We start from the raw sequence: 25873 nt of genomic DNA, 5'->3' as shown, positions 1-25873 counted from the left end.
ATGTTGAATGAGACGGATAAGGTATGGCTGCATGGCGTTATTGCTAAAATCTCCAATAAGATGGAATGGGTAAGCGAGAAGACAAAAGATAAGATTCCTTATACAACGATTAATGGCACATACGATGACCGTTCGGCGGACAATCCGACAGGCGATGCCGCAGACGGACTCTGCTGGTGGACCAACGGCTTCTGGGGCGGCATGATGTGGCTTATGTACCACGAGACTGGCAATGAAAAGTACAAGGAAATCGCCCAAATTTCGGAAGGTAAACTGGATCAATGCTTCCAGGACTACTATGGTCTGCATCATGATGTAGGGTTTATGTGGCTACCTACCAGTGTGGCCAATTACCGGGTAACGGGCAATCCGGAATCCCGTAAACGTGCGATGCATGCTGCGAATTTGCTGGCAGGACGATTTAATCTTGCCGGAGGTTTCATCCGGGCTTGGAATGATCTTGAGGGGCAGGATACAAGAGGCTGGGCAATTATCGATTGCATGTTTAATATTCCGCTTCTTTATTGGGCTTCGGAAGAGACGGGGGATCCTCGCTTTAAGCAAATCGCCATGAAGCATGCGGATACGACGATGTCAGCTTTCGTTAGAGCGGATGGTTCGGTGAATCACATCGTTGAGTTCGATCCGTTTAACGGCGTAGTGGTGAAGACGTATGGCGGTCAAGGCTATGAAGAAGGTTCGTCATGGACAAGGGGGCAAACCTGGGCGCTGTATGGCTTTATGATGAGCTATATTCATACCGGCAAAGAGGAGTACCTGCAGACAGCGAAACGTATTGCGCATTATTTTATTGCTAATATTCCGGATAGCGGAGTTATCCCGGTCGACTTCCGTCAGCCGGCTGAGCCGCGGCGGGAAGATGATACTGCTGCAGCGATTGCTGCCTGCGGCCTGATTGAAATCGCGAAGCGTGTCGGTCCTTACGAGAAGGATTTCTTCTTAAATGCAGCTATTAAATTACTCCGTACGCTCGACGAGTCCCGTAGCGATTGGACAGAATCCACGGATGCAATCCTGCAGAATGGAACAGGTGCCTATCATTCCAAAACACATCATCATGCTATTATTTACGGTGATTATTATTTCATCGAAGCCATTTTCAAGCTGAAGGGCAATGATCTTTATCTCTGGTAGTTAAAATGAATCAGCCTGAATAAATCAAGGAAGCCGCCGATCGATTCATCCATACGGCGGCTTTTTGTTGAAGGAGATAATCTAATGACCATTATCCATAATCCTGTATTGCGGGGCTTTAACCCTGATGCGTCCATGCTTCGTGTTGGCGACGACTATTATATCGCCACTTCAACGTTCGAATGGTTCCCGGGCGTACAAATTCATCATTCCCGTGATCTTATTAACTGGCGCGTCATATCCCGCCCGCTTGACCAAGCGTCCGTGCTGGATCTGCGTGGTGTGCCAAGCTCCGGTGGTATCTGGGCACCAGCGCTGACTTACGACAATGGCATCTTTTATTTAATGATTACTACCGTTATGGCACGTCGCGGCGTTTTTAAAGATCTGCATAATTATCTGCTTACGGCAACGGATATTAACGGACCATGGTCCGAGCCTCTCTATTTGAACAGTAGCGGATTTGATCCGTTCCTTTTCCATGATGACGACGGCAGCAAGTGGCTGCTTAATATGAAGTGGGACTTTCGCAAGGGGAGGAACCGTTTCGCTGGAGTTGTGATGCAACAATATTGTCCGGATCAAAGAAAACTGATTGGCGCGATAAAGACTGTTGCTACAGGGACATCAATTGGCGTAACGGAAGGTCCATTTCTGTTCAAGCGTGAAGGCTGGTACTATCTGCTGCTCGCTGAAGGTGGAACGGGCTGGAATCATGCGGCGACACTGGCGCGGTCACGCTATATTGACGGTCCGTATGAATACGATCCCGATTATCCGCTCATTACGACGGTGGACGTGCAGGATCATCCGCTTCAAAAGGCCGGTCATGGCGCGATTGTTGAAACGCAAAACGGGGAATGGTATTTATCCTACATTTGCGCACGTTCATTACCGGGAAGACGATTATCCCCGCTCGGACGCGAGACCGGTCTGGCAAAGGTCGTTTGGACGGAGGACGGATGGCTGCGTTTGGCAAGCGGAGGGAAAGCACCAGCTTTAATCATGGAGCCGCCGGATTTGCCGCTGCATCCGTTCCCTGTGTTGCCGGCAGTGGATCATTTCGATCGTGATAAGCTTAGTGCTCAATTTTTTACGCTGAGAGTGCCTGCTGCTGAAGACTGGCTCAGCTTGACAGAACGTCCGGGATTTCTACGGCTTCGCGGCAGGGAATCGCTTTACTCTTGGTTCCGTCAAAGCATGGTGGCAAGAAGGCTGGAGGAATTCTGCTGCGAAGCGGAAACCTGCCTAGAATTCGAGCCTGAGCATTTTAATCAAATGGCCGGATTGACACTGTACTACGATGAATCCGATCATTTCTATTTGCGAATGAGCCGAGATGAAGAGAGAGGCCGGCATGTAGCACTGATCACAACCCGGTTAGGCCAATACGATGAACCAAACGATGCGTATGTATCCGTCGAAGGCTGGAATCGCTGCTACATGAAGATAAGAATCGATTACGAACGCGTACAATTTTATTGCTCTCCAGATGGATTGGCGTGGCAAGCGGTTGGTCCGGTTTTGGATTTGGGACAGTTATCCGATGAATATGAAGGAAAACTTGGCTTTACCGGCACGTTTGTCGGTCTCTGTGCGCAGGACTTGTCAGGGACGATGAAGCATGCGGACTTCGACTATTTCAAATACGTGAACCATGAAGGGACTAGCGTGGAAAGTCTTAATTGAAGTATTAGAAACAAATCCCCTATCCAAGTGCTTGATTGGAAAGGGGATTTGTTATTCCGCACAGTGTAGTTTATGAAGCCGGTAAGCTGCAGGAACCGCTTCAGCATTACAACCGCTTCAGATCAGCGCGACTCTTGTAATCGCTTCCAAATAATGAACTGTTAGTTTCACCTCCAAGGAGAAAATAGCACAGCTCTCGTCTTGTTTTCTTAACATCTTCATAATTTAAACCCCTGTCTTTACGCTCAAAATTTTTGCTGAAGATTTCGTTGTGATTATTGTTACTTTTCAACCCTATCATTAAAATTGCAGACTTACCCGTTATACGCAGGCATGGGAGAATCGGGGAATCTATTATAGGGGAAAGGTGATGTAATGGTGCTCAGAACAGAATATCGGGAGAAGCTGGAGGCCTTAGTGAATCGGGCTAAGGAAATTTTGGAGTCCAGAAGAGAGTATTACACAGATGGAGCCAAGTTAGCTTTGGAGGATATGTTGCAGGCAGCCCAACAAGCTCTTGACGGAACAACTAACCTTCCTTTTTCTCGAAGTCGAGAGTTTTATGTACCACGCGAAGATGAGGCCATTCCATTTGCAGCCAAAAGATTTACGATGGTACCGCCCTTTAAGGAAGAGGGGGATGTATATACCCATTACGGTCTTGAGACTGCTATTGAATGGTTTGAAAAGCAGGAATTGCTCGGTAGCGAGGATATGCTCCTGAGTAAGGCAGAATTAGCGATAACAAAGGCTAATGAATTGCTATCGGGAATAAGGTACGGAGATGAAGTAGGATTTTATAATAAGGCAGCTGGCAATAAGCTCTTAGATTCTTTACAAGTGTTAGTAAAGAAGAAGGAGTGCTATAGTTCCGGAAATCCCATGCAGGAATTGGCACGGGCTGTCGTAGATTGCTTCAACCGGATTCGGGAGCTCCGTCATTCCCGTGTACTTCGTACGGATGTCGAGCCTACCTCTACCCTTTACTTGGACCAGGAAGGGTTACGTAAGGTGAAATCGATGATCGAGTCGGATGTTCTTATCCGGAAGCAGTATGAAGAAATTAGCCGAATTTCGGACCACTATAGCTTGAATTATATCGAGAATGCCGTTTCCATGCTGATGAACGGTGCATCAAACTACGAAGAGTTAAACCGACATTTTTACTTGTGGAGCTCTACGGATAAAATCGTAAACTTTCGTACGCCAGAAGGTGCAGTTCAAGCTACGTTGTCGTTTATCCTCCCTTCCGAAGACAATGAGCAGGATGGTCTTGGACATGTCTGGATTGATAATCTCGATATCTTATCAGCGAGCGGAGGCAGTCTGACGATCGGTAACCGGGGTTTTGATGCAGGTGCTGGCAAGCCAGACGATTGGGTGCCGGAAGCAAGAAAAGGAAGGCCCATCATGAAGTGGGAAGACAAGTATCCCTATTGTGGCGGAGGTGACCGATACCGGTTGGAGCCTGCCAATACGTCTTCACAAGCTAATCCACGTTATAGGGAAGGGGACTCAAGACGTTCGCTGTATATTTGCAACCCCACGAAGGAGGATGAAGGCTCCTGGCACTACGAAGGAACCTTTGCTGTGGAGAGCGATGCCGGATATACCTTAACCTTTGAGGCGAAGCTGGACGGTAAGCTCAAGAAGGGGCTGAATACCGTCATTACATTCCTGGATGATGAAGGTAAAGCCATAGGGACATTTGATTATGTATTTAACAGAAAATCCCATCTTCCCGGTGGGCGTTTCCAAATGGCTATGCAATGCGACGCTATTCGTTACGCGGTGACAGGAGAGTCTGTATACGCCCAAAAAGTTAAACATGCACTTCTGTACATTCTAAATGATTTTTGTCAAGGAGCCGAGCATTGGCTTGTTACGAATCTTCGTCCGGAGGGCAGCGACAGCTACGGTGCTGTGCAAGGGGGAAGACTTCTAAGCAGCGCCGCGGTAAGTTACTCCTTCATTAAGCAGGCAGAGGTCTTCTCCGATGCGGAGAAGAAGCGCTTTTACGGAATGGTCGAATACTTGCTGCGTTATATGCTTGACCTAAGGGACAGGACCGAATGGACAGCTTACGATGCGCAGGCAGGCTGCACAAACTGGCAGACGGACATGTGTGCCGGAACGGGTTTTATGATGATGGTATTAAACGACTTTCCGAATCGGCATACATGGCTGTATAACGCTAACACCATACTGAAAGCACAACTGGAGCTAAACGTTAACCCGGATTCGTCCTGGCCGGAGTCGATCCGGTATCATCATGCCGCTCTTGAACGTTTTGCCGGGTATGCCAAGGTACTGCAAAATGTGCAAGGGGAGAATTGGTTTGAAATAACGCCACTAACCCGGATGTTTGGTTTCAGCATAGAGATGCAGACACCTGCATACGAGTATTTCTCCGGACGGATCGGTACGCCGCCTTTCGGCGATCATGCGCTTGGCGGCGGAGAAGAGTTCGGTAGCTTCGCGGTATATTTAGAGGATGTAGAAAAGGTTGACCGCCGTTTAGCGGATCGGATGTACCATACCTGGGTGGCTGCGGGCAAACCTTATAAGAAACTATGGGGCGAGGGCATAGCATTGGAGAATATCATGGGCCCAGGTGATCTATACGTACCTACACGCTCGCTGGAGCTGAGCTCTACGGACCAATTCCCTCAAGCTGGTATTTATATATTCCGCAACCGGTTCGGAGAACGAAATCAAAGCTACTTCGCCATCATGTCGAGTCCGGAACCAATCGGTCACGGACATTTGGATCAAGGCTCATTCATCTTGTACAAAAACTCGATTCCTCTTGTTATGGATTCGGGAATCGAGGGCTACTTCGACAGCAGTACGAGTTGGCATATCAGCTCTTATTCCCATTCCTGTCTGCAATTCGCTACAAAGTTTACGAATATTCCAAAGCAAGGCACAGGCGCAATCAACCTTTCGGCCGGAACCTATAGTCTGGAGCGCGGATGGGCAGATGTACCAAGAACTAGTCGTGTGCTGGAGGTAACAAGGAACGATTCCGTGGAGAGCATTACCATCGAGATTCTTAATCCGGAAGGGAAAGGGCGTCATATCCGGCATGTTTCGTTTGTGAAATCTCCTGAACTCTATGTCATAAGGGACACGGTGGAGGATTTTGATAACCAGGTGTTATTTACATTGCCTGTAGCGTCCAAGCGCTCCGTTCTTAATGGCAACAGGATATATTCACACGGGGTATACGGATTGGATCTAGAGACTGCATTTCTAACTCCGCTTCATACGATCAGGCTGGAGAAAGGACGGTCTACGCCGTTCTTCGACAGCGGGGAAGAGGAGACTTGCATGATGGACTATATCCGGGCAGTCGCCGATGCAAAGGATGGCTTCCTGACTTTACTGCATCCGAAGGAGCAAGGACAGCCGGAAATGCAAGTCGATATTTTACGGGATGGTACAGTTACTATTCAAGCACAAGACAAGACAATTCGCTTAGTAAGGGACCATTACGGAGTACGTTTGATTGATTCGGCGTTGGAAGGAGTGGTTATGCAATGATCGTGCAGATTGATTTATTGAAGGAGTGGAAGACAGAAGGGACTATTACCGCTAATGGCTTCAACCTGCAAGACAATCTGCTGCTTCGTTTTCCTGCAGCTGCGGATGCCGTAGGCTGGTATCCGATTGGATTCGAGCGGGGAAACGATTCTGCGCTGGATGTGATGGATTGGTACGGTATTCTTTTAAATGTTTTTACGGTCGAAGATTCAGCGGAGATTAGCATTCATGCTCATTTCGCGGATAACCGAACCCTGCAAGCCAAATTATCAATAGCTGGCGCAGGCCATCATGAGGTAAGAGTAAGGCTTGGAGATTTCGATGTGGAAGCAGCTCAGGCTAATATTTGGCGCTTCTTAGACGGCCTGGAGTTTCAAGGGAATGCCGAGCTCCGATCGGCGAAGATGGTTCGGGGTGAGAAGCTATTCGTTCACGCGGGCATTAGAGGCAAGTCCGGGGAGGCCGGGGAGTCCGTTGTTTACACAATGACCGTCTATAATTGCACGGATTCGCACCAGCTAGTCTCGGTCAAACAGAAATACAACGGCTGGGAGTCCCTGCATCCACAGCTGTCATCCAAGGAGTTCGTGCTTGAGCCGTTTGGCTGCAAAGAGGTAACAGCCGATATTCAGGTGCACGAGACCATGGTGCCAGGCGGTCATGAAACGACTGTTTTGGCTTTTGTCCCGAACGGGGATGGAGGAAGCGCTAGCCAAATAGAGCTGAAGACGATGCGTTGCCTTCCTCATCCTTATATTTACTGGAACAAAGAGCAGTGGGCGGAACGCAGGGTGATGATCGACCGGCATGATGAATTCAAGCCTGGGTATGAGCGTATTCTCGCAGATGCTGACGCATGGGTAGTCAGACCGCCAGTTCCCGTAGAGGAGAGGGATTACTGTTACGATACCTATGAAGAACACTATATTATGTCAGCCGCTTATGCTTATGCGCTCACTAGAGAGAAGCGGTACGCCGAGAAGGTTGCCCAATTCCTCCGTTATTTCATCGATGAGGAGAACGGTTATCCGAGGAAAAAGAAGGGCTGCAGCCAAAGCTATGTGCAGGAGGGGCATTTTTTTCAACATCTAGCCATTCCGTATGACATTATCTATAATGCCGGGGTTCTGACACCTGAAGAGCACAGAGGGGTGGAAAAAAGCTTCCGGATCTACATGGACATTCTTGATCATCACATCCGGAGAGGACATATCTCCAATTGGCTGATTTCCGAGATTACGGGTGCTTTCTATTGTGCACTGGCTATTCAGGATATGGAGAGAGCACTTCGGTTCGTGTTTGGTCCGGGAGGCTCTATTGAACAGCTGAGATACGGTTTGTTCAACGACGGTTGGTGGCATGAATGCTCTGTTAGTTATAATACCTGGGTATCGTCGATGTATATTCATACGGCACATGCGCTGCTGCCTTTTGGCATGAATCTCCTGCATACGCATTTCCAGATTCCGTTTAATCATGAAGTGAACAGCACTTATGGCGGCCGCGATGCCGAATTGCGCTTTGGAATGTATAACAAGAAGTGGGGCGGCAACCGTAAGAGCTACATTTGTATAAAGGATATGTTTGATGCTACGCTTCCTTTTCTGGATGACAGAGGGGTGCTCTTCGGTATGAATGATTCCAATGAAAGAAAACTGGAGGGCGTGCATTTCGGAGCGACCTACAATTTGGCCTATAAGTACTATAAGGATTCTGAGTACATCCCTGTGATGAGAATGGATCAGGAGACAGATCCGATCTTTGGTTATGCCAATCTTCCGGAGTCGGAATCCTCTTATGCGAGGAAAAATGCTTACGCCGATAATGTTGGAATTGCTATGCTGAGGAGCCAAACGCCGGGAAGAGAGCAAAGGCAGCAGATTCAGGCGGTGCTCAGGTACGGCTCGCATGGTTATGCCCATGGACATTTCGACCGGACTGAGCTTCTCTCCGTCATGCGTTATGGGCGAAGCTTCTACAATCCCGAGCATGTATGGTGGGGCTACGGCCATTTCATGTACAAATTTTACGTGCAAAATTCCATGACGAAAAATATGATCGTGGTCGACGGCAAAGTACAGGTGCCTGCTGATTCCGTAAGAAGCTTGTTCTATAGCGGCAAGGCGATTCAAGCTGCTGCGGTGGAAACGACGGCAACCTGGGCTTATCCTCCGTATGGCGGGATGATATATCGGGACAACGAGACGTTGGAGGAACGATGCGCTATGAACGCAAGTTCGCTGCCAGAGGCGCCGGATGGCGCCAAGTATGGCGAGCTGTCGGCGTTTACGGAACCTGTCCGGCAGAAACGGGTTATGGGTGTAACCGATGATTTTATCGTCCTGTTTGATTTTGTACGGGGGGAGCAGGAGCATCAATATGACTGTCTGTTCCAAATAAAAGGGTTTAAAGAGCTGAAAGCGGATCAATTGGTTGAGAGAAAGCATACGAGTCAATGGTCGGATAATCCGCTTTCGGATGCCCAATTTATTACGGATTGCCGATGGTACGAAGCACAAGGAACAAGCGTAGCCCGATTCGAGACGATCTTCGGCGCAGACGAGGATTTGAGAGGGACACGGTCTGCCTATAATATACCAGGCTCGCTCAAGATGGATATTCATACCGCTTGGCCGCGGCATACGGAGCAGATTCTCGGGCGGGCTGCCGAGAATCATGGCATAACCATACCGATGGATTATGCGATTGAAGTAGATGGCAAGGTTATGGCGGAAGGCGGCTTCGGGGCATGGATATTAGGCGAGGGCAAGGTCCAGATTGAGCTTGGTGAACACGTCAACACGTTGACACTGCGGGTGAAGAATCATCCTGTCTACAACGAGCAGAAATATCCGGAACGGACGAAGCAAGGGTTGTTCTGGGGAGAGGCGTATATGATTACCGAGGATGGCGCCAAGCTATGGATAAGTGAATTGTCCCCAGAGTATGAAAACGTTGATGCCGGCTGCGGAATCGGCAAGGATTACGAGGGCGGCCGCGTAACGATTGTAGGGCATGAATATCCCCGCGCGATTCCGACAAGTCCGGTTGACCATGAGCAAGAGGCGATCATAAGGGTTAATATCGCTCATCTTCGTGCAGTCCGCTTTGTGGGGCTGATCGGCGCGGACGCTTTTCCGGGAGACGAAGCGCAAAGGCGAATGACTTACGGGATCCGGTCAAGGGGCAGAATCGGAAGGTTTATTACCATCGTCGAGCCTCATGAAACAACTGGAATGATAGAATCTGTTCATGCCGCTGATGAAAATACGGTAACGGTCGAGCTTCGAGATGGCCGTACACAGATTATAACCGTGCAGCAGATGGAATTGGACAGCAACTGCTTGCTGCTGCAGGAATACCGGAACGGTATACTGCTCCGGGAGGAGCTTGCGAGCGGCAATTAACGAAGATTGGCAAAAAGGCATGTAGGGCAGGAGGCGAGCTCTCCTGCCTTTTTCATTTGGGAACTTCTTAAATAACCTGACATCTTGCATAAAAATACCGCATACAAGGCTTCCGCTGCTGTTTCTATAATGAAGGGATAACGAAACTGACTGGGAGGAAGAGCTTATGAAAGCTGTTCGCCGTTTTTTATTCAGAAAGAGCCTATTAATACGAATCATATTATCTTATCTATTTGTTGGTCTCGTTGTGATAGCCGCGCTGACACTTACGATTACTTCGAGGGTTTCCGAAAATTTAAAGACCGAAATAACCCAATCGACGGACCGTTCGCTGGAACAGTCTTACAATACGGCGAATATTTTGCTCAGCTCTACCTATCAGCATTTTGCAAGCGCTTACGGATCGGCAGATATTCAAGCTGGTTTTTATGCCAATGAGTTTGATACGGAAATGATGGGGAGAATCGGCAGCGAGCTGACGGATCTCGCCAATACGAACCCTATGGTTCACTCCGTCTATTTAATCAATACGAGGCAGGAGCTTGTCTTCTCTTCGCTCACGACGGTCAGAGGTTTTTCTGAATTTTATGATCAACAGATTCTTCATCTTCTTGAGAATACAAAGACTCTTCGGGACAGTGTGTTTATTCCCAGGAGTACATCGTTTGTTTACGATACGAAGCCGTTTAACGGCAACCTGATCTCAATCGCCTATATGAGTAACCGAGACGACCATGTATCCAATGGTGCCCTGATTCTTAACTTGGACCAACAGGTTCTGCAGCGTATGATGATGAAGGGCGCCGGAAGCAAGTCTTTCCAATCCATGATTTTGAATCGGCAAGGTGTTGTTATATCCCATTCGGATGAAGCGAAAATCAACTCCAATCTTTCGGAGCTTCCTGCTGTTCAAACTATTTTGAACTCCGAATCCTCGCAAGGCGTGCTAGAAACGGGAATCGATGGAACCGATCACCGCATTTTCTATATAAAGTCCGATAGCTTGGGCTGGATTTTTATCGGTGATATCGATTACGCGAGCCTTCTGAGCAAAGTAAATGAGATCCAGCGGTACATTCTTTTTGTAACTGCAATGATTTTGTTTGTTGTTATTGCAATCGGGTTCATATTCACCCGAATGATTTACGGTCCCATTCACCGAATTATTAAAAATATGAGCAAATCAGCGAATTCGGGGGCGGTAAGCGAGTTCGACCTGCTTTCGGAGACTTTCCGCTACTTGGAACGAAGGGTACAAGACTTGCAAGCGAGCATGGCAGGCTACCATTTTACGGAGAGAGCGGAGACCCTTCGGCTGCTGACAACCGGCGGCTGGAGCAGCGAGTCTGATCTGACAGGCAGACTGTTAAGGCTGGGGTTACGGCTTCCGGCTGCAGGATTTCAAGTCGGTATGCTTTGTCTGGATGATTACGGGGAATTGAAGAGGACTTACAACCCAAATGACCTCAACCTGCTGAAGTATGGCGTATCCAATATTGCGGAGGAGCTTGGCGGCGCTCAGCTACAAACATTCAGTTTTGATGGCGGGGAGGACATAGTCGTTGTTTTGTTTCTGAAACCATTCGGCTTGGCTGCGGAACTGAAGCAGCTTCTGATTGATATCCAGCAGCAAGTGGAAAGCTTTCTTAAGTTAACGGTTACAGCAGCTCTAGGCTCTTATGTTGATGAGCTTCGGCAAATTCCTTTGTCATGGCAGTCAGCCTATCATGCTTCACGATACCGGATAGCATTCGGCAGGAAGTGCTTTATCCCCGAAGACATTGAGGACAGCCGGGAACCAATTGCGGACAGCATTTCCTCTGCGATGGAGAAGCAGGTGACCGACAGCATGAAGCTTGGCGACGCTGTAAGGACTAAGGAAGCCATGAGGCAGTATTTCAGTCTTCTGCGGAAAGCGCCGTTCGATGAAATGATGTTTCTTCTGAATCAGCTTCTCTTCAGCGTCCAGCGAACCTCCAAATCGATGGCTTCAGGAGACTTGAGCGGCATTCTCCATGATATAGGTACGCTCGGGCAGCAGTTGTACAAATGGGAGACGCTGGACCAAATTGAGGAATGGTTTGTTGAGCTGGGGGATGCAGCTATCCGAACAAGAGACAAACAGCACTCCCAGAAGAACGTGCTCATTGTGGAGAAGCTAAAGCAGCATATTCATTGCCATTATGCCGATTCTAACCTGACGGTCGAAATGCTTGCGGAAGTAGCCGGGTTGTCGGTCAATTACATGAGGAAGATTTTTAAAGAGATTGCCTGCGTTTCTCTTAATCAATATATTGCGGATTACCGCTTTGACAAGGCTAAAGAGCTGCTTTTGACTACGGATTTGCCGGCCAATAAAATTGGCGAGATGGTAGGCATCGACAATACGAAGTATTTTTATATTTCCTTTAAAAAACATTGCGGAAAAACGCCGGATCATTTCCGGAAAAGCAGCAATGGACGCGTGGCGGAAGCCTAAATATCAGCTGGTAAGCCCCTTATCTAACAGGAATAGGGGCTTATTAGCTTCTTATAGAGCGTTTTTTCGCATGTTTTGAACGGATGATTTAATTTTGAACCCGTGACATTCGTTTTATTTAGGCATTTTGAGCGTTTTTTGAGGTTTTTCCCAAGTGGTTGAGGAGATACAGTAGGGTCATCCTAAAAGTTGCGAATACGAAGGAGGAACACAATGAGCGCTTCTGAACTCAGCAACCCCAAGCAAGCATATCCGATCAGAAAAAGACGAAGCGTCGCGGGAGCTTTTTTCTATGAATTGCTGAAAAACAAGTTTCTGTATCTGCTTGTTTTGCCGGGCATGATTTGGTTTTTTGTTTTTGCTTATCTTCCTATGGGCGGAATGGTTATCGCCTTTCAGGATTTTAAAGCGATGAAAGGAATGACCGGCAGCGAATTTGTCGGTTTGAAAAACTTCAAGTTCTTCTTTCAATCGGATGACTGGATTCGAATTGTTACGAACACCTTGTTTTTAAACGTATTATTTATCTTATTTAATACCCTTGCTGCTGTCGTGATTGCGGTAATGGTCACCGAGCTTGGAGGGAAATGGTACAAAAAAATCGCCCAGTCGGTGATGATTTTCCCTCATTTTCTTTCGTGGACTGTTGTCGCAATGTTCGTCATGGCATTCGTCGCGACGGACGGCGGATTTATCAATCAAATTCTGTCCGTATTCGGAATACCTCCGGTTCAGTTTCTTTCTTCACCGGCGTACTGGCCGGTCATTCTCGTGTTGTTGAAAGTTTGGCATGGAGCGGGATTCGGATCCATCGTGTACATGGCAACGATCTCCGGCATCAATCCGGATATTTATGAATCAGCGTCTATTGACGGGGCAAGCCGATTTCAGAAGATCCGTTACATTACGCTGCCTTTGCTAAAACCAACCGTTATTCTGCTTCTGATTCTTGCTGTGGGAGGCATCTTCAACGGGGACTTTGGAATGATCTATGCGATTGTTGGACGCAATCCTCCTTTGTACCCGACGACGGATGTCATTGATACCTATTTGTTCCGGGCCATGATGGATCTTGGCGATATGAGCATGTCAGCCGCTATCGGCTTTATGCAGTCCGTGGTTGGATTTGCACTTGTCTTGACGGTTAATTCAATTGCCAAGAAGGTTGCACCGGAATCCGCCATTTTCTAATAAGGAAGTGAATTGTGTTCATGATCAAGGAAAGCTTATCCGACCGCCTGCTTAAAGGCTTTTTTTATGCGGCTATCGGACTGTTCTCTGTCTATTGTCTATTGCCATTCTGGTCGGTCGTGGCCAGCTCATTCGCAAGTGAAGCATCCCTGTTAAAAGATGGATATACTTTTTGGCCGAAGGACTTCAGTACCGAAGCTTACAAGCTGATCTTCAGCAACAATACGATCTACCAGGCTTATGGGGTTACGACCTTTGTTACGCTGATTGGCACGATCCTTTCCATGACTTTTACAAGTGCCATGGCTTACTCATTATCTGTGAAGTCTGTCAAGTACCGTAATCACATCTCCTTTTATGTTTATTTTACGATGCTGTTTCACGGCGGTTTGGTCGCTACGTATTTATTGATCTCAAAGTACTTGGACATGAAGGATACGGTCTGGGTGCTTATTATCCCGAGCATGCTTAGCGCATGGAATATGTTCTTGCTCCGCAACTTCTTTGCTTCCATTGATGATTCAATAGCAGAGTCAGCCAAAATGGACGGAGCCAACGACATCTACATCCTGTTCCGGATTATTCTCCCGATCTCGCTCCCGGCACTTGCTACGATAGGGCTATTCTATGCTCTGAGCTATTGGAACAAGTGGTTCGACGCGGTTCTCTACATTAACGACAAAGATCTATACCCGCTGCAGTACCTGATTCAGCGCATTATGAACAATCTGGACTACATCAATCAAATATCGGCGGATGTTAGCATTCCGAACTTTATTCCGCCTGCGTTGACAGTCCGGCTGGCTACGACGGTCGTTACAATCGGACCTATCGTCTTACTCTATCCGATGCTACAAAAGTATTTTGTCAAAGGACTTATGGTAGGCGCTGTCAAAGGCTAATTCCGCTTCCAAGCGGTTTAGTATAGTTGCAATTTCAAGCAAAGAAAAGGGGATGAACGTTCCATATGAAAGCTAAACATTTGACAACTGTTGTATTATCTGTTGCACTTGCCGGCTCCGTGGCCGCTTGCAGCAATAAGGACAATGAGGTTAGTACACCGGCTGCTCCCGAAAACTCCGGGGTAACGGCATCGGCCCCGCCTAAAGCCGTTACTCTGAAAGGGATGCTGTTTGGCGACGCGCCGAAAGATCTGCCTCTTGTACTGAAGGAATTTGAGAATCGTACGAAGGATACGCTGAATACGAAGATCGATATTCAATGGAATGCGCCTGCCGATCATAAGCAAAAGGTTAAGCTAATGATGACAGCCGGCGAAGAGGTGGACTTCGTATTTGATGCGGATTTTCAAAACTTGAAAGAGCTTATTCCTCAGGGGGCTTATGCCCAACTGGATAAATATTTTAATAATGACGAATATCCCGGGTTAAAACAAGCTTTCTCTCCAGCGTTTATCGAGATGAATAAGCGATACGACAATCATCTGTATACAATACCGTTCACGCAATACTTCTATGACATCCCAGTTGTTTATATCCGTAAGGATTTGCGAGAAAAACTTGGATTCAGCCAGCCGATTTCCAGCTACGATGAGCTTCAGCAGTACTATGAGAAAGTGCTGGCATCGGAGAAAGGCATTACTCCACTTGCGGTAAGAGGGATCGGCGGGTTCCAGGAAATGCTGGCTCCAGAAAGAGACGAGCTAGATACCGTCCGCCCATTAAATCTAGGGGGAATACCTTACTTCGTTCATTTAAGCGACGATCTGACTAAAGTTCTGGATGTTGTTGTTTTGGGTGATCCGGATACGGAATGGGCGAAGCTGCCGGCCCCTTTAAATACGATGAAGTCGACATTCAGTCAATATGACAAATGGGCAGAGTGGAGTAAGTACCTTGAGAAGGATGTACTGAGCCAAAAGGATCACAAAGCTTACTTTATGTCTGGCAAAGCCGCTTCTTATTACGGTACAGTCTCTTCTTATGCTGCGGACCGCAAGCTTCTGCAGGAGACCATAGCCGGCGCAGATCTCGAATTTTTTGTCTTAAAGGAAAAGATTCGCAATATGGAGCCGAAGGCGATCTCGACCAGCTACAAAGCCAATAACTCTATTGCGATTCCCGTATCCTCCAAGAATATTGACCGGACGATGAAATTCTTCGACTGGATGTTCCAAAGCCGCGAGAACCATGATCTGTTCGAATACGGAATTCAAGGTAAGCATTGGGAAGCTGTAGGCGACAACCAAATGAAGCTTTTAGACGAGTCCAAAAACTATATTTTCCCCGGTTATGAATTTACATGGAATCCAACAATGATCCGCTTGCCTGAAGATTTGGATGAGTCGGCTAAAAAGTACTTCGAATACTCGGCCAAAGAAGACAGCTACTATGCTCCCGTGCTTGCACAGTTCGCTTTTGACACAACGAATGTAAAAGGCGAGTTCGCTAATATTCAATCAAAGGCGGATCCATTTATTCAAACATTGAAGGCTGGACAAGTAAAGGATTGGGAAACAGCTGCCGTCAAATTGAACGGCGAGCTAAAGGGTTTAGGTCTTGATAAGATACGTGCAGAGGTTGCAAAACAGGTACAAGCGTATCTTGATGCAGGCGGGAAGTAGAATGATACGGGAGAGGATCTCGAGGATCTAATCTCTATAGGAACGATTGGCCTGATCAAAGCGATCGAAAGTTTTGAGTTTTATAAGGCGAAGAAGTAAAAGGGTATTCTTAAATTAAGTGGTACTATGCCAAGTAGTTGATAATGTCAGAAAAGAGCATTGCGTTCATGCAGTGCTCTTTTCTTATGCTAATGTAGATTTTTAATATTAGACCCTTTGTTAATTACCCCATTGATCGGAATAATCCCTTTTCTTTCTAACTTTGCAATCGCTTGTGACTGATTTTCATAGTATCAACTAATTGGTATATACGATCTCGTTTGCGATCTTGCTCATGACTTCCAGCTCGCGATTTGTAAATGTATGTCTTAACTTTCTTTCTTTATAGAATTAATGTTTGAAACTTACAAATCAAGTTTAGATTCTCCATGGTTTGTTTGCCGGAAAGCAGATAACATTTCTTATTGTAAGCGCTGTACTTCAGAAGAGACAGCCAAATCAAAGGGGGGATATTAGATGTGGAAAAGGAAGTCGCTGCTTATGTCGTTGATTCTGATTCTGCTATTGGCTGCTGGATGCAGCAGCAACGGCGGCAGTAACAAGAACAACAACGCGGGAGTCGACAGTACGCCTATTTCTTCGGAATCGGAAGCCAATGATGCAACTCCTGCTGCAATTGAAAATGATACCGGAACACCTGAAATGGATTTCGATATGGGCGGCCGAACGATTAAATGGGTTTCCTGGTATGACGAATCCATCAAGGAAGATAATCCGGATAATATCAAGCGAAAGCAGAATCTGGATGAATTAATGAAAAAACATAATTTCAAGATCGAATATGTCACGGTTGACTATGCGGAATATTCCAGTAAGGTTACAGCCTCGCTGCTTGCCGGAGCACCGATCGGCGACATCATCCGGATGGCAAGACCGTGGATGATTCCATCGCTTGTTAAGCAGGAGCTGTTCGCTCCCGTAGATGAATATACGAAGAATGACAAGGTATTTATACAGCAATATACAAACGATTATTCGGAGTATGCGGGCAGAGGCTACGGATTCCGCTCCGGAATTAACGGCGCATCGTCAGGTATTTTCTATAACCGTACTCTGATGAATAAATTAGGCATGAAGCCACTGCAGGATTATGTGAACGATGATAACTGGAACTGGGATACTTTCATCCAGGTTGCCAAAGAAGCTAACAAAGATACGGACAATAACGGTAAGCTGGATACATGGGGTGTTGCTACAGCCAATATTCTGGTGCAGGCGCTGGCTTCCAATGACGCCAATCTGGTCGCAGCTGATAAACAGAACTTGGAGGATCCGAAAACAAAGGAAACCCTGGAGTTCGTCTCCAAGCTTGCCACGGAAAACGTCGCTAGACCTACAGAAGGCGGAGACTGGACGGAACCTGGGCAGTTTTTCCGTCAAGGCAACACGTTGATGTACGCGGGAAGCGATTATGAGATGGATGGCTTCAAGAAGGATATGCCGGATATGGATATCGGATTCCTGCCATTTCCTAAAGGACCTAGCGCGGTGGAATATCGTTCGCATTTGACGATTCCGAACTACATGACCATTCCGAAGGTAATCGAGCATCCCGAGCAGTTGGTCTATATCTATGAGAAAATCAATGATATCGATTCGATTTACGATTATCCGAAGCAAGCCTCGCTGGAAACGTTATTTAGCAATGAGGATGATATCAATAACGCCAAGACAGCAGGAGAAACGATTAATAGAGTTGACGGAAAGGATGGTTATCCGAATATGCCTTACTATGAAATGGTCGGCGAAATTCTGGAAGGTGTATCGGTATCCACAGTAATTGACAAATACAAAGAGCAATTCCAGTCGTCTATTGACGAAGTCTGGAAGAAGTAACAGCTCTTTGAACGATAAGGGCAGGTCCCCACTGCAGCAGCAATGGGGACCTCTGTCTTTCATTTGCTTTTCCGTTGTAACGCGAAGATCATTTTATTTTGGCGGCAGATGGAGGATATCCCTTTATCTCTTTAAATACTTTGCTGAAATAATAGATATCTTGGATTCCGCAGCGCTCTGCGGCTTCCTTAACGGTGAAATCACCGGAAGAAAGCATCATTTCTGCGTTATTCATCCGGACGCGGTTGACATATTCTTTGAAAGACATTCCGGTATTCTGCTTGAATAGCTTTCCGAAGTAAACAGGATGCAGTCTCAAGCCTTCTGCTATCTCGTTAATAGCCATATGATCCGAGTAATGTTCTGTTAAATATTCTATAAGCTTCTTTATTCGGGGATCAAAAGGGGTTGGTAAATTTCGGTGAAAGCTGGTTAACAGACGGTGGATGATCAATTCGAATAGTGCCCGTGCCTGAATATGGTAATAAGGCTGCTTGCTCATCCACACATGGTTAAATTCACGCAGATAGCTTAGGATCTCTTTCGTGATAACCTTTTTCGTCAACCCCTGAAAGGGCATTTGAATATGATTATGAGGATCTGCCCAGTAGAAGTTAAAAGGATAGGAATGCATAGGAGAATCTTTAAAGGTATGAGCTTCCCGCACACTCCCGCTGGGAACATAGACGAGATCTCCTGCTTCAGCGGTGAATTTCTTGCCGTCAATATAGTAATTCGCCTTTCCTTCGATAACAAAGGTAAGATCGTGAAAGCTGATTCTAGCCTTCCGTATGGTCCAATCCGGATAACATCTTCGATTAACAAACAAAAAGATATTGGGAATAAGGTAGGGATGGTGTTCAAGCTCCAAGATGGTTCGCCTCCTATACAGCATCAGCATATATAGATTACATGCAAAGGGAGATCGTTATGATTACATTAACCGGCTTTGCTGATGAAATCTCATCGGAATTGGATATTCAGCTGGATGTCCTCGAATCGGAACAAATCCATCATCTAGAGCTGAGAAGCGTTTGGGGGAAAAATGTATTACAGCTCACTGATGATGAAGCCGTAAAAGTAAAAGGAATATTAGAGGACAGGGGATTTCAGGTATCTTCCATAGGCTCTCCACTAGGTAAAATTAAAATAACCGACAATTTTGATCTGCATTTCGAAGAGGCCAGGAAGGCAATATGGCTTGCATCGTTTTTTCAGGTTTCATATGTCCGTATTTTTTCTTTTTATATTCCTGACGGTGAACATGATCGCTACCGTTCGGAAGTTCTCTCGCGCATGCAAAGTCTTGTGCAATTGGCGGAGAGAGCAGGTATCGTTTTACTACACGAAAATGAAAGCCATATTTATGGGGACAACGGCGAACGGTGCCGGGATTTGTTACAAGCCATATCATCGCCTTATTTACGCGCTGCCTTTGATCCGGCAAATTTCGTGCAATGTAAGGTGAGTCCAGTATCTGAAGCTTATCCCTTGTTGGATGAATATATCTCCTATATTCATATTAAAGACGCTGTCATGGAGACAGGTTCAGTTGTTCCATCCGGTGAAGGAGACGGACAATTGAAGCAGCTTTTACAAGTATTGAAGCAAAAAGGATATTGCGGATATATGTCGCTGGAACCACATCTGCAGGCCGCTGGGAGACTGGAAGGGCTTAGCAAGCCGGAATTATTCATAGTTGCTTCAAGAGCGATCAAACTATTATTAGCAGAACAGAATATACCCTGGGCTTAATAATGCACGGGCAGCCGGTTTGTTGAGACCGGTTTTTTTATTTCTTTCATGATAGGTTTAGATTTAAATGACTTCAATCACTTTCAATAAAGCTCTATAATCGCTAAGGTGAAAGATCTATAATCTGACAGGCAACATCAATTAATTGAATAAATTGGAAAACAAGGGATGGCAGCTCTAGTGAGGTCGCATAAGGTGCGGGGGAATGGAGTGAGTAAACTAAAGCTGTTGCAGAAAATCTCAAATTTGAAAAATCATCTGAATGGCGAAACCGGCAAACAAAATAGTAGACAAAAGGAAGAAAAAATAGGTAAAATTGATACTATAGAATAGCGTTCTATAATATAAAACTTGAAGGAAGACCGAACACATGCCGATTATACAATCGCTCGATCGGGCATTGTCCATCCTGGACCTGTTCGACGAGCGGAACAGAGAGCTGAAAATCACCGAGATCAGCGCCCGGATGCAGCTTCACAAGAGCACCGTTCATTCGCTGCTCAAGACGCTTCAAATGCACCGGTATATCGAGCAGGACGCAGAGTCGGGCAAATATCGCTTGGGCATCCGCCTGCTCGAAAAGGGACAACTGCTGCTTCAGGGCTTCGACATCCGGGAGATTGCGCGTCCCCATCTGCAGCAGCTGTCGCAAGAGACGGGGCAAACGGCGCATCTAGTCGTATTGGACGGCTCGGAAGGCGTATATATCGATAAGGTCGAAGGCGCGAAAGCGGCCATCCGATATTCCCGAATCGGCAAGCGCGTCCCGCTGCACAGCAGTGCGGTCGGCAAAGTACTTGCCGCCTTTATGCCTGCTTCGGAACTCAATCGTATCCTTGCAGCTTATCATTACCACGTTCAGACGCCCCATACCATTACGAACGAAGCCGATTTGCGTGCCGAGCTTGAGCGCGTGAGGGCAAAGGGAGTTGGATACGACCGTGAGGAGAATGAACCGGGGGTGCGCTGCACGGCCGCGCCGGTGTACGACCACAGCGGTCAAGTATCCGCCGCCGTTAGCATCTCCACCATGGTGTCCACTGTAAACGACGAGGAGTTCGCTGCGTTCTCCGAGCTGGTTGCGCGGACGGCGGACAACATTTCAAGGGGACTTGGCCGATTGTAAGACTGAGTTCTCACGTACATGCCATTCGGCATGTACAATTTATTGTCGAAATATGAGAACTTAGTTTTATAATATAAAACTAAAATGGAGTTGAACGTATGCGTATCGTTCGTTACCTGGAATCATCGTTTTCGCGATTAGGCGCTTTGACGGAGGAAGGGTCCGTCTATCAATTGGAAGCATCGAACCTGATGGAGTTGGTGGCCGAGGCGAGAGCTAAAGGACTTTATCCTTCCGAGCATATATCCGGTTTGATCGCCGGGAAGGCGCCTATCGCTTTCTCGCTGGATGAGCTCGAACTGCTGACGCCGATCGAAGCGCCGGAAGTATGGGCGGCTGGCGTTACTTATTTGCGAAGCAAGGAAGCGCGGAATTATGAGGCGACAGGGGGAAAGCTGGATGCCACTACGTTCTACGACAAGGTGTATGACGCAGAGCGGCCGGAGCTGTTCCTGAAATCGACCCTTGCACGCACCGTTGGACCGAAGCAGCAGGTATGTCTCCGCAGCGACTCGAATTGGCAAGTCCCTGAAGCCGAACTGGGTCTCGTGCTGGACCGCGAAGGGAACATCATCGGTTATACGGCCGGCAACGACATGAGCTGTCGGGACATTGAGGGAGAGAATCCGTTGTACTTGCCGCAGGCCAAGGTATGGAGCCGTTCCTGCTCGATTGGGCCGACCGTCCGTCTGGCCGAAACCGTTGCGGATCCCTATGCGTTGCAGATCATATGCCGAATTTACCGTAACGGTGAAAAACTGGTCGACGAGCAGGCAAGTACGAGTCTGCTGAAGCGCCGGCTGGAGGAATTGGTATCGTTCCTGAAACGGGATAACGAGCTCTACGACGGAACGGTACTGCTTACCGGCACCTGCCTGGTACCGCCTAATCAGTTTACACTCGATTCGGGCGACCGGATTGAGATCGAAATCGAAGGTATCGGCATCCTGGCCAATACGGCTGTCTATAAGCATGAGCTGACGCAGCAGTTTTATCAGACCAAGTAGGAGAGGACGAGTGTACATGAGTGAAGTAACCAGAATAATTGACAATTATATTAACGGAGCGTGGACGTCCCCGCTGTCGGGCAAGCAGATACCGAGCATCAATCCGGCAAAAAAACGGGAAGTGGTCGGCCAAGTACCCGATTCTAATGCGGCCGATCTGGATAATGCCGTAGCCGCCGCTGAAGGGGCACGGGCTTTCTGGCGAAAGCTGACCGGCGCTCAGCGGGGAGCCCTGCTGTTCAAGGCGGCGGACCTGCTCGAGGCTAGGCAGGAAGAGATCGGAAGAATGATGACGCGGGAGATGGGAAAGACGCTGCCGGAAGCTAAGGGCGAGACGTTGCGCGGCGCCGCGATTCTGCGCTATTACGCAGGCGAAGGCATGCGCAAGATCGGGGACGTTATCCCTTCCACCGATGCCGAGGCGCTCATGTTTACGACACGCGTTCCGCTTGGCGTTGTTGGCGTCATCTCGCCTTGGAACTTTCCGGTTGCCATTCCCGTCTGGAAAATGGCTCCCGCGTTGATTTACGGCAACACGGTCATATGGAAACCGGCTACCGAAACCGCTGTCACGGCTTCTCTTGTTATGCAATGCTTCCATGATGCAGGGTTCCCGGCAGGAGTGGTGAACATGATTGTCGGCAGCGGCAGCGTTGTCGGCAGCGGCATTGCGTCGCACAACGGCGTTCACGGCGTGACGTTTACCGGCTCCAACGAGGTCGGCAAGCGGGTCGGGCAGGCTGCGCTCGCGCGCGGGGCGAAATACCAGCTTGAGATGGGTGGGAAGAATCCGGTCATCGTGGCGGCTGATGCCGACCTGGAGCTGGCCGTAGAAGCCACGATCAGCGGAGGGCTGCGCTCTACGGGCCAGAAGTGCACGGCGACCAGCCGAGTTATCGTCGTAAGCGATGTTTATGAAGCTTTCAGGGAGAAGTTAGTGGCCAAAGTAGCGGAGCTCCGGGTCGGCGACGGACTTCAGGAAGGCATCTGGCTCGGCCCATGCGCGAATGAGAGTCAGTTCGAAACGGTCATGTCCTATATCGGCAAGGGTAAAGAGGAAGGGGCGAGACTTCTGGTAGGAGGCGAACGGCCGAGCCAGCCCGAGCTTGCGGACGGCTTCTATGTGACTCCCGCCGTATTCGACGACGTGAAGCCGGATATGGCCATAGCTAGGGAAGAGATCTTCGGTCCCGTGTTGTCGCTCATTCGGGTGGAAAGCTTGGACGAAGCGATTCGTGTCGCCAACAATACCGATTTCGGTCTCAGCGCTTCTATTTATACACGCAATATCGGCAATATATTGACGTTCGTTCAGGATATGGAGGCCGGTCTGGTCCGGGTCAATGCCGAAACGGCAGGCGTGGAGCTTCAGGCTCCGTTCGGCGGGATGAAGCAGTCCAGTTCGCATTCGCGGGAGCAGGGGCAGGCCGCGATTGAATTCTTCACCTCCATCAAGACCGTATTCATTAAGCCATAGGCCTTTGAGAGGGGCAATTCGGGATGAATGAGCAGTTACGAACCGTATTAGGCGGGGATGAAGGCGCCTTCTTCTCCATCAAGACACATGCGCCTGGGCCGGCGGGCAAGCTCCCGCTGACGCCCGACCTTTTGCTTCATGCGCCAAGCGGAGATCTCTTCGGGCTGACGCAAAATGTCGGTATGGGCTGGAGCCCCAGCCAGCTCGGCGGGAAGCAGGTGCTGATCATGGGGACGATGGGCGGCATCCGGAACGAGGATGGAAGTCCCGCAGCGCTGGGCTATCATACCGGGCATTGGGAAATCGGGATGCTTATGAAGGCAGCTGCCGACGAGCTGACCCGTGCGGGTCACATCCCGTTCGCGGGCTATGTCAGCGATCCTTGCGACGGGCGCAGCCAGGGGACAACGGGGATGTTTGACTCGCTGCCTTACCGTAACGATGCGGCGATTGTGATTCGGAGGCTGGTGCGTTCGCTGCCTACCCGTTCCGCCGTTATGGGGGTGGCCACCTGCGACAAGGGGCTGCCGGCCATGATGCAGGCGCTAGCCAGCATGCGCGATCTCCCCGTTATTATCGTGCCCGGCGGCGTAACGCTGCCGCCGACATCCGGTGAGGATGCGGGCAAGATTCAGACAATCGGCGCCAGGTATGCCCATGGGGAGCTCAGCCTGGAGGAAGCGGCGGACCTCGGCTGCCGCGCTTGTGCTACGCCGGGAGGTGGCTGCCAATTCCTTGGCACCGCGGGAACGGCGCAGGTCGTGGCCGAGGCGCTGGGCTTGACGGTACCCCATGCGGCGCTCGCTCCTTCCGGCCAACCCGTCTGGGAAGAGATGGCGCGCCAATCCGCGCGCGCCGCGGCTGCCATGGCGGAGCAGGGCATCGCGTCGGCCCATATACTGACCGATGCCTCTATCCGGAACGCGATGGCCGTCCACGCCGCATTCGGCGGCTCCACCAATCTGCTGCTCCATATCCCGGCAATCGCGCATGCCGCGGGCTTGTCGGTTCCGGACGCAAACGACTGGACCGCGATCAACCGCAGCGTTCCGCGGCTTGTTAGCGTCTTGCCTAACGGGCCGATCCCCCATCCGACCGTCCGCGTGTTTCTGGCAGGCGGCGTTCCGGAAGTCATGCTGCATCTGAGGCGGCTCGGCGTCATTGATGATCGGGTACTGACCGTGACGGGATCAACGCTAGGCGAGGTGCTTGATTGGTGGGAAGGCTCGGAGCGCCGCCGTCGGATGCGCAGCTATTTGCTGGAGCAGGATGGGATCGATCCGGACAGTGTCATATACAGCCCCGAGCTAGCCAAAAAGGCGGGACTTACCTCAACGGTGACGTTCCCGACCGGCAATCTGGCACCGGAAGGGGCGGTCATCAAATCGACGGCCATTGACCCTTCCGTTATCGGCGAGAACGGTATTTTCCGGCATGTCGGGAGAGCCAAAGTGTTTACGACCGAGCGCTCGGCCATTCGTGCCATCAAGATGGGCGGGATCGTGGCTGGCGACGTGTTGGTGCTGATCGGCCGCGGGCCGTCCGGTACGGGCATGGAAGAAACCTATCAGCTTACTTCGGCGCTGAAGCATCTGCCTTACGGCAAGCAGGTAACCCTGCTGACCGATGCCAGATTCTCCGGTGTATCCACCGGTGCCTGTATCGGTCATATCGGACCGGAGGCTTTGGCCGGAGGACCGGTAGGCCGGCTGCGCACCGGAGACTGGATCGACATCCGGATCGATACGCGCCGGTTGGACGGCACCATCCATATGGTCGGCTGCGGCGACGCGCCGGAGAACGAACAGGCAGGAACCCTGATACTGGCCTCCAGGCCGCAGCATCCCGAATTGGCTGAAGATCCTGCGCTGCCGGACGATACCCGGTTGTGGGCTGCGCTTCAGGCTGTAAGCGGAGGCACCTGGAAGGGCTGCGTATATGACGTGGACCGAATCCTGGAGGTTCTGTCGGCAGGTATGAATGCGCTTACCGGGAATAAAACGGCTCCGCCTGCAGATTGACGCGAATGGAACCCGGGATTTTACCAAGAGTCGCTTCATCGCCTGGGGCTTCGATTTACGAAGAATGGAAGAATAGGGGGCGGGAAATTTCATATCGTTGATTCCGCCGGCCAAGTACTATGGTTAAGTCCGTTTCCGTAACGGAAGTTACCGTCAGCGGACACTCCTTATAACGGGCCGGTAATCGGAAGGGTTATCTTCCGAATCCAATCGACTCGACACAGGATTATAAGAGAGCATTATCATAATGCCTGTATGCCGCCGAGTTGAACTGCGAAACTTGGTATGCTAGAATTGTGTCTAACAATCAAGGGGAGTTGAAAAGGATAATGTAATGTTTCTTGCTATGAAACGAATAATAAAACATAACTTCAGTTGTTTTATTCTAGTTAAGCAAGAAGGCGACTTACTTCTTTTCACTCAAATGATAGGATCGATCCCGTGAAACGGGGCGGATTTTGTTTTCGTTAATTTGAGCTGCAAGAAAGGTAACTTTCTTGCGGCTCTTTATTTTTACGCAAGAAACAAAGGAGGTTGAAT

General features: G+C 49.0%; 15 protein-coding genes. 14 read left to right on the top strand and 1 reads right to left on the bottom strand.

The genetic code is table 11. The features are described 5' to 3' along the window. The 9 genes from EV294_RS12265 to EV294_RS12220 all read left to right on the top strand — a co-directional run bounded on the left by EV294_RS12265 (position 1) and on the right by EV294_RS12220 (position 17947). Positions 1-1155 carry a glycoside hydrolase family 88 protein gene (locus EV294_RS12265; RefSeq protein WP_132307123.1) on the top strand — a complete coding sequence of 385 codons (1155 nt, stop codon included), beginning with the start codon at positions 1-3 and terminating at the stop codon, positions 1153-1155. An 84-nt stretch (positions 1156-1239) separates the two neighbouring features. Continuing rightward, positions 1240-2844 carry a glycoside hydrolase family 43 protein gene (locus EV294_RS12260; protein WP_132307122.1) on the top strand — a complete coding sequence of 535 codons (1605 nt, stop codon included), beginning with the start codon at positions 1240-1242 and terminating at the stop codon, positions 2842-2844. A gap of 1020 nt (positions 2845-3864) precedes the next feature. After that, positions 3865-6390: a heparinase II/III domain-containing protein gene (locus EV294_RS12255; protein ID WP_243711647.1), complete on the top strand. Its 2526-nt coding sequence runs from the start codon at positions 3865-3867 to the stop codon at positions 6388-6390. Beyond that, the gene (locus tag EV294_RS12250; protein WP_132307120.1) at positions 6387-9797 is read left to right on the top strand and encodes a hypothetical protein; all 3411 of its coding nucleotides are present in this window, start codon (positions 6387-6389) and stop codon (positions 9795-9797) included. Before EV294_RS12255 ends, EV294_RS12250 begins: the two co-directional genes overlap by 4 nt. Before the next feature lie 166 nt (positions 9798-9963). Further along, a complete protein-coding gene (locus EV294_RS12245) occupies positions 9964-12276 on the top strand; it encodes a helix-turn-helix domain-containing protein (RefSeq protein WP_132307118.1) in 2313 nt (770 codons plus the stop codon). 213 nt (positions 12277-12489) lie between these two features. Next, the gene (locus EV294_RS12240; protein WP_132307116.1) at positions 12490-13467 is read left to right on the top strand and encodes an ABC transporter permease; all 978 of its coding nucleotides are present in this window, start codon (positions 12490-12492) and stop codon (positions 13465-13467) included. 20 nt (positions 13468-13487) lie between these two features. After that, positions 13488-14369 carry a carbohydrate ABC transporter permease gene (locus tag EV294_RS12235; RefSeq protein WP_132307114.1) on the top strand — a complete coding sequence of 294 codons (882 nt, stop codon included), beginning with the start codon at positions 13488-13490 and terminating at the stop codon, positions 14367-14369. A gap of 65 nt (positions 14370-14434) precedes the next feature. Continuing rightward, positions 14435-16051 (top strand): ABC transporter substrate-binding protein, encoded by a 1617-nt coding sequence (locus tag EV294_RS12230; protein ID WP_132307112.1) that lies wholly within the window; start codon positions 14435-14437, stop codon positions 16049-16051. Between the two features lie 516 nt (positions 16052-16567). Continuing rightward, on the top strand, positions 16568-17947 hold the full coding sequence (locus EV294_RS12220) for an ABC transporter substrate-binding protein (protein WP_132307110.1): 1380 nt from the start codon (positions 16568-16570) through the stop codon (positions 17945-17947). A gap of 88 nt (positions 17948-18035) precedes the next feature. Here the strand turns inward: EV294_RS12220 and EV294_RS12215 are convergent, their stop codons facing one another. After that, a complete protein-coding gene (locus EV294_RS12215; RefSeq protein ID WP_207918133.1) occupies positions 18036-18818 on the bottom strand; it encodes a helix-turn-helix transcriptional regulator in 783 nt (260 codons plus the stop codon). Positions 18819-18877: 59 nt separating this feature from the next. On the opposite strand from EV294_RS12215, the gene EV294_RS12210 reads away from it, so the two are divergent. The 5 genes from EV294_RS12210 (at position 18878) to EV294_RS12190 (ending at position 25333) form a co-directional block, all read left to right on the top strand. After that, positions 18878-19702 (top strand): sugar phosphate isomerase/epimerase family protein, encoded by an 825-nt coding sequence (locus tag EV294_RS12210; RefSeq protein WP_132307108.1) that lies wholly within the window; start codon positions 18878-18880, stop codon positions 19700-19702. A gap of 370 nt (positions 19703-20072) precedes the next feature. After that, positions 20073-20828: an IclR family transcriptional regulator gene (locus EV294_RS12205; protein WP_132307106.1), complete on the top strand. Its 756-nt coding sequence runs from the start codon at positions 20073-20075 to the stop codon at positions 20826-20828. A gap of 98 nt (positions 20829-20926) precedes the next feature. Next, complete coding sequence (locus EV294_RS12200) at positions 20927-21835, top strand: fumarylacetoacetate hydrolase family protein (RefSeq protein WP_132307104.1); 909 nt, start codon at positions 20927-20929, stop codon at positions 21833-21835. Positions 21836-21851: 16 nt separating this feature from the next. Then, positions 21852-23312, top strand: coding sequence for an alpha-ketoglutaric semialdehyde dehydrogenase GucD (gene gucD / locus EV294_RS12195; RefSeq protein ID WP_132307102.1), 1461 nt, complete (start codon positions 21852-21854; stop codon positions 23310-23312). Positions 23313-23335: 23 nt separating this feature from the next. Further along, the gene (locus EV294_RS12190) at positions 23336-25333 is read left to right on the top strand and encodes a YjhG/YagF family D-xylonate dehydratase (protein ID WP_132307100.1); all 1998 of its coding nucleotides are present in this window, start codon (positions 23336-23338) and stop codon (positions 25331-25333) included. Positions 25334-25873 lie beyond the last annotated feature (540 nt).

It is taken from the genome of Paenibacillus sp. BK033, from assembly GCF_004345425.1.
Taxonomy (GTDB): Bacteria; Bacillota; Bacilli; order Paenibacillales; family Paenibacillaceae; genus Pristimantibacillus.
Note: the sequence above shows the minus strand (reverse complement) of the source record. Positions and strands in the feature narration are given on the sequence as shown.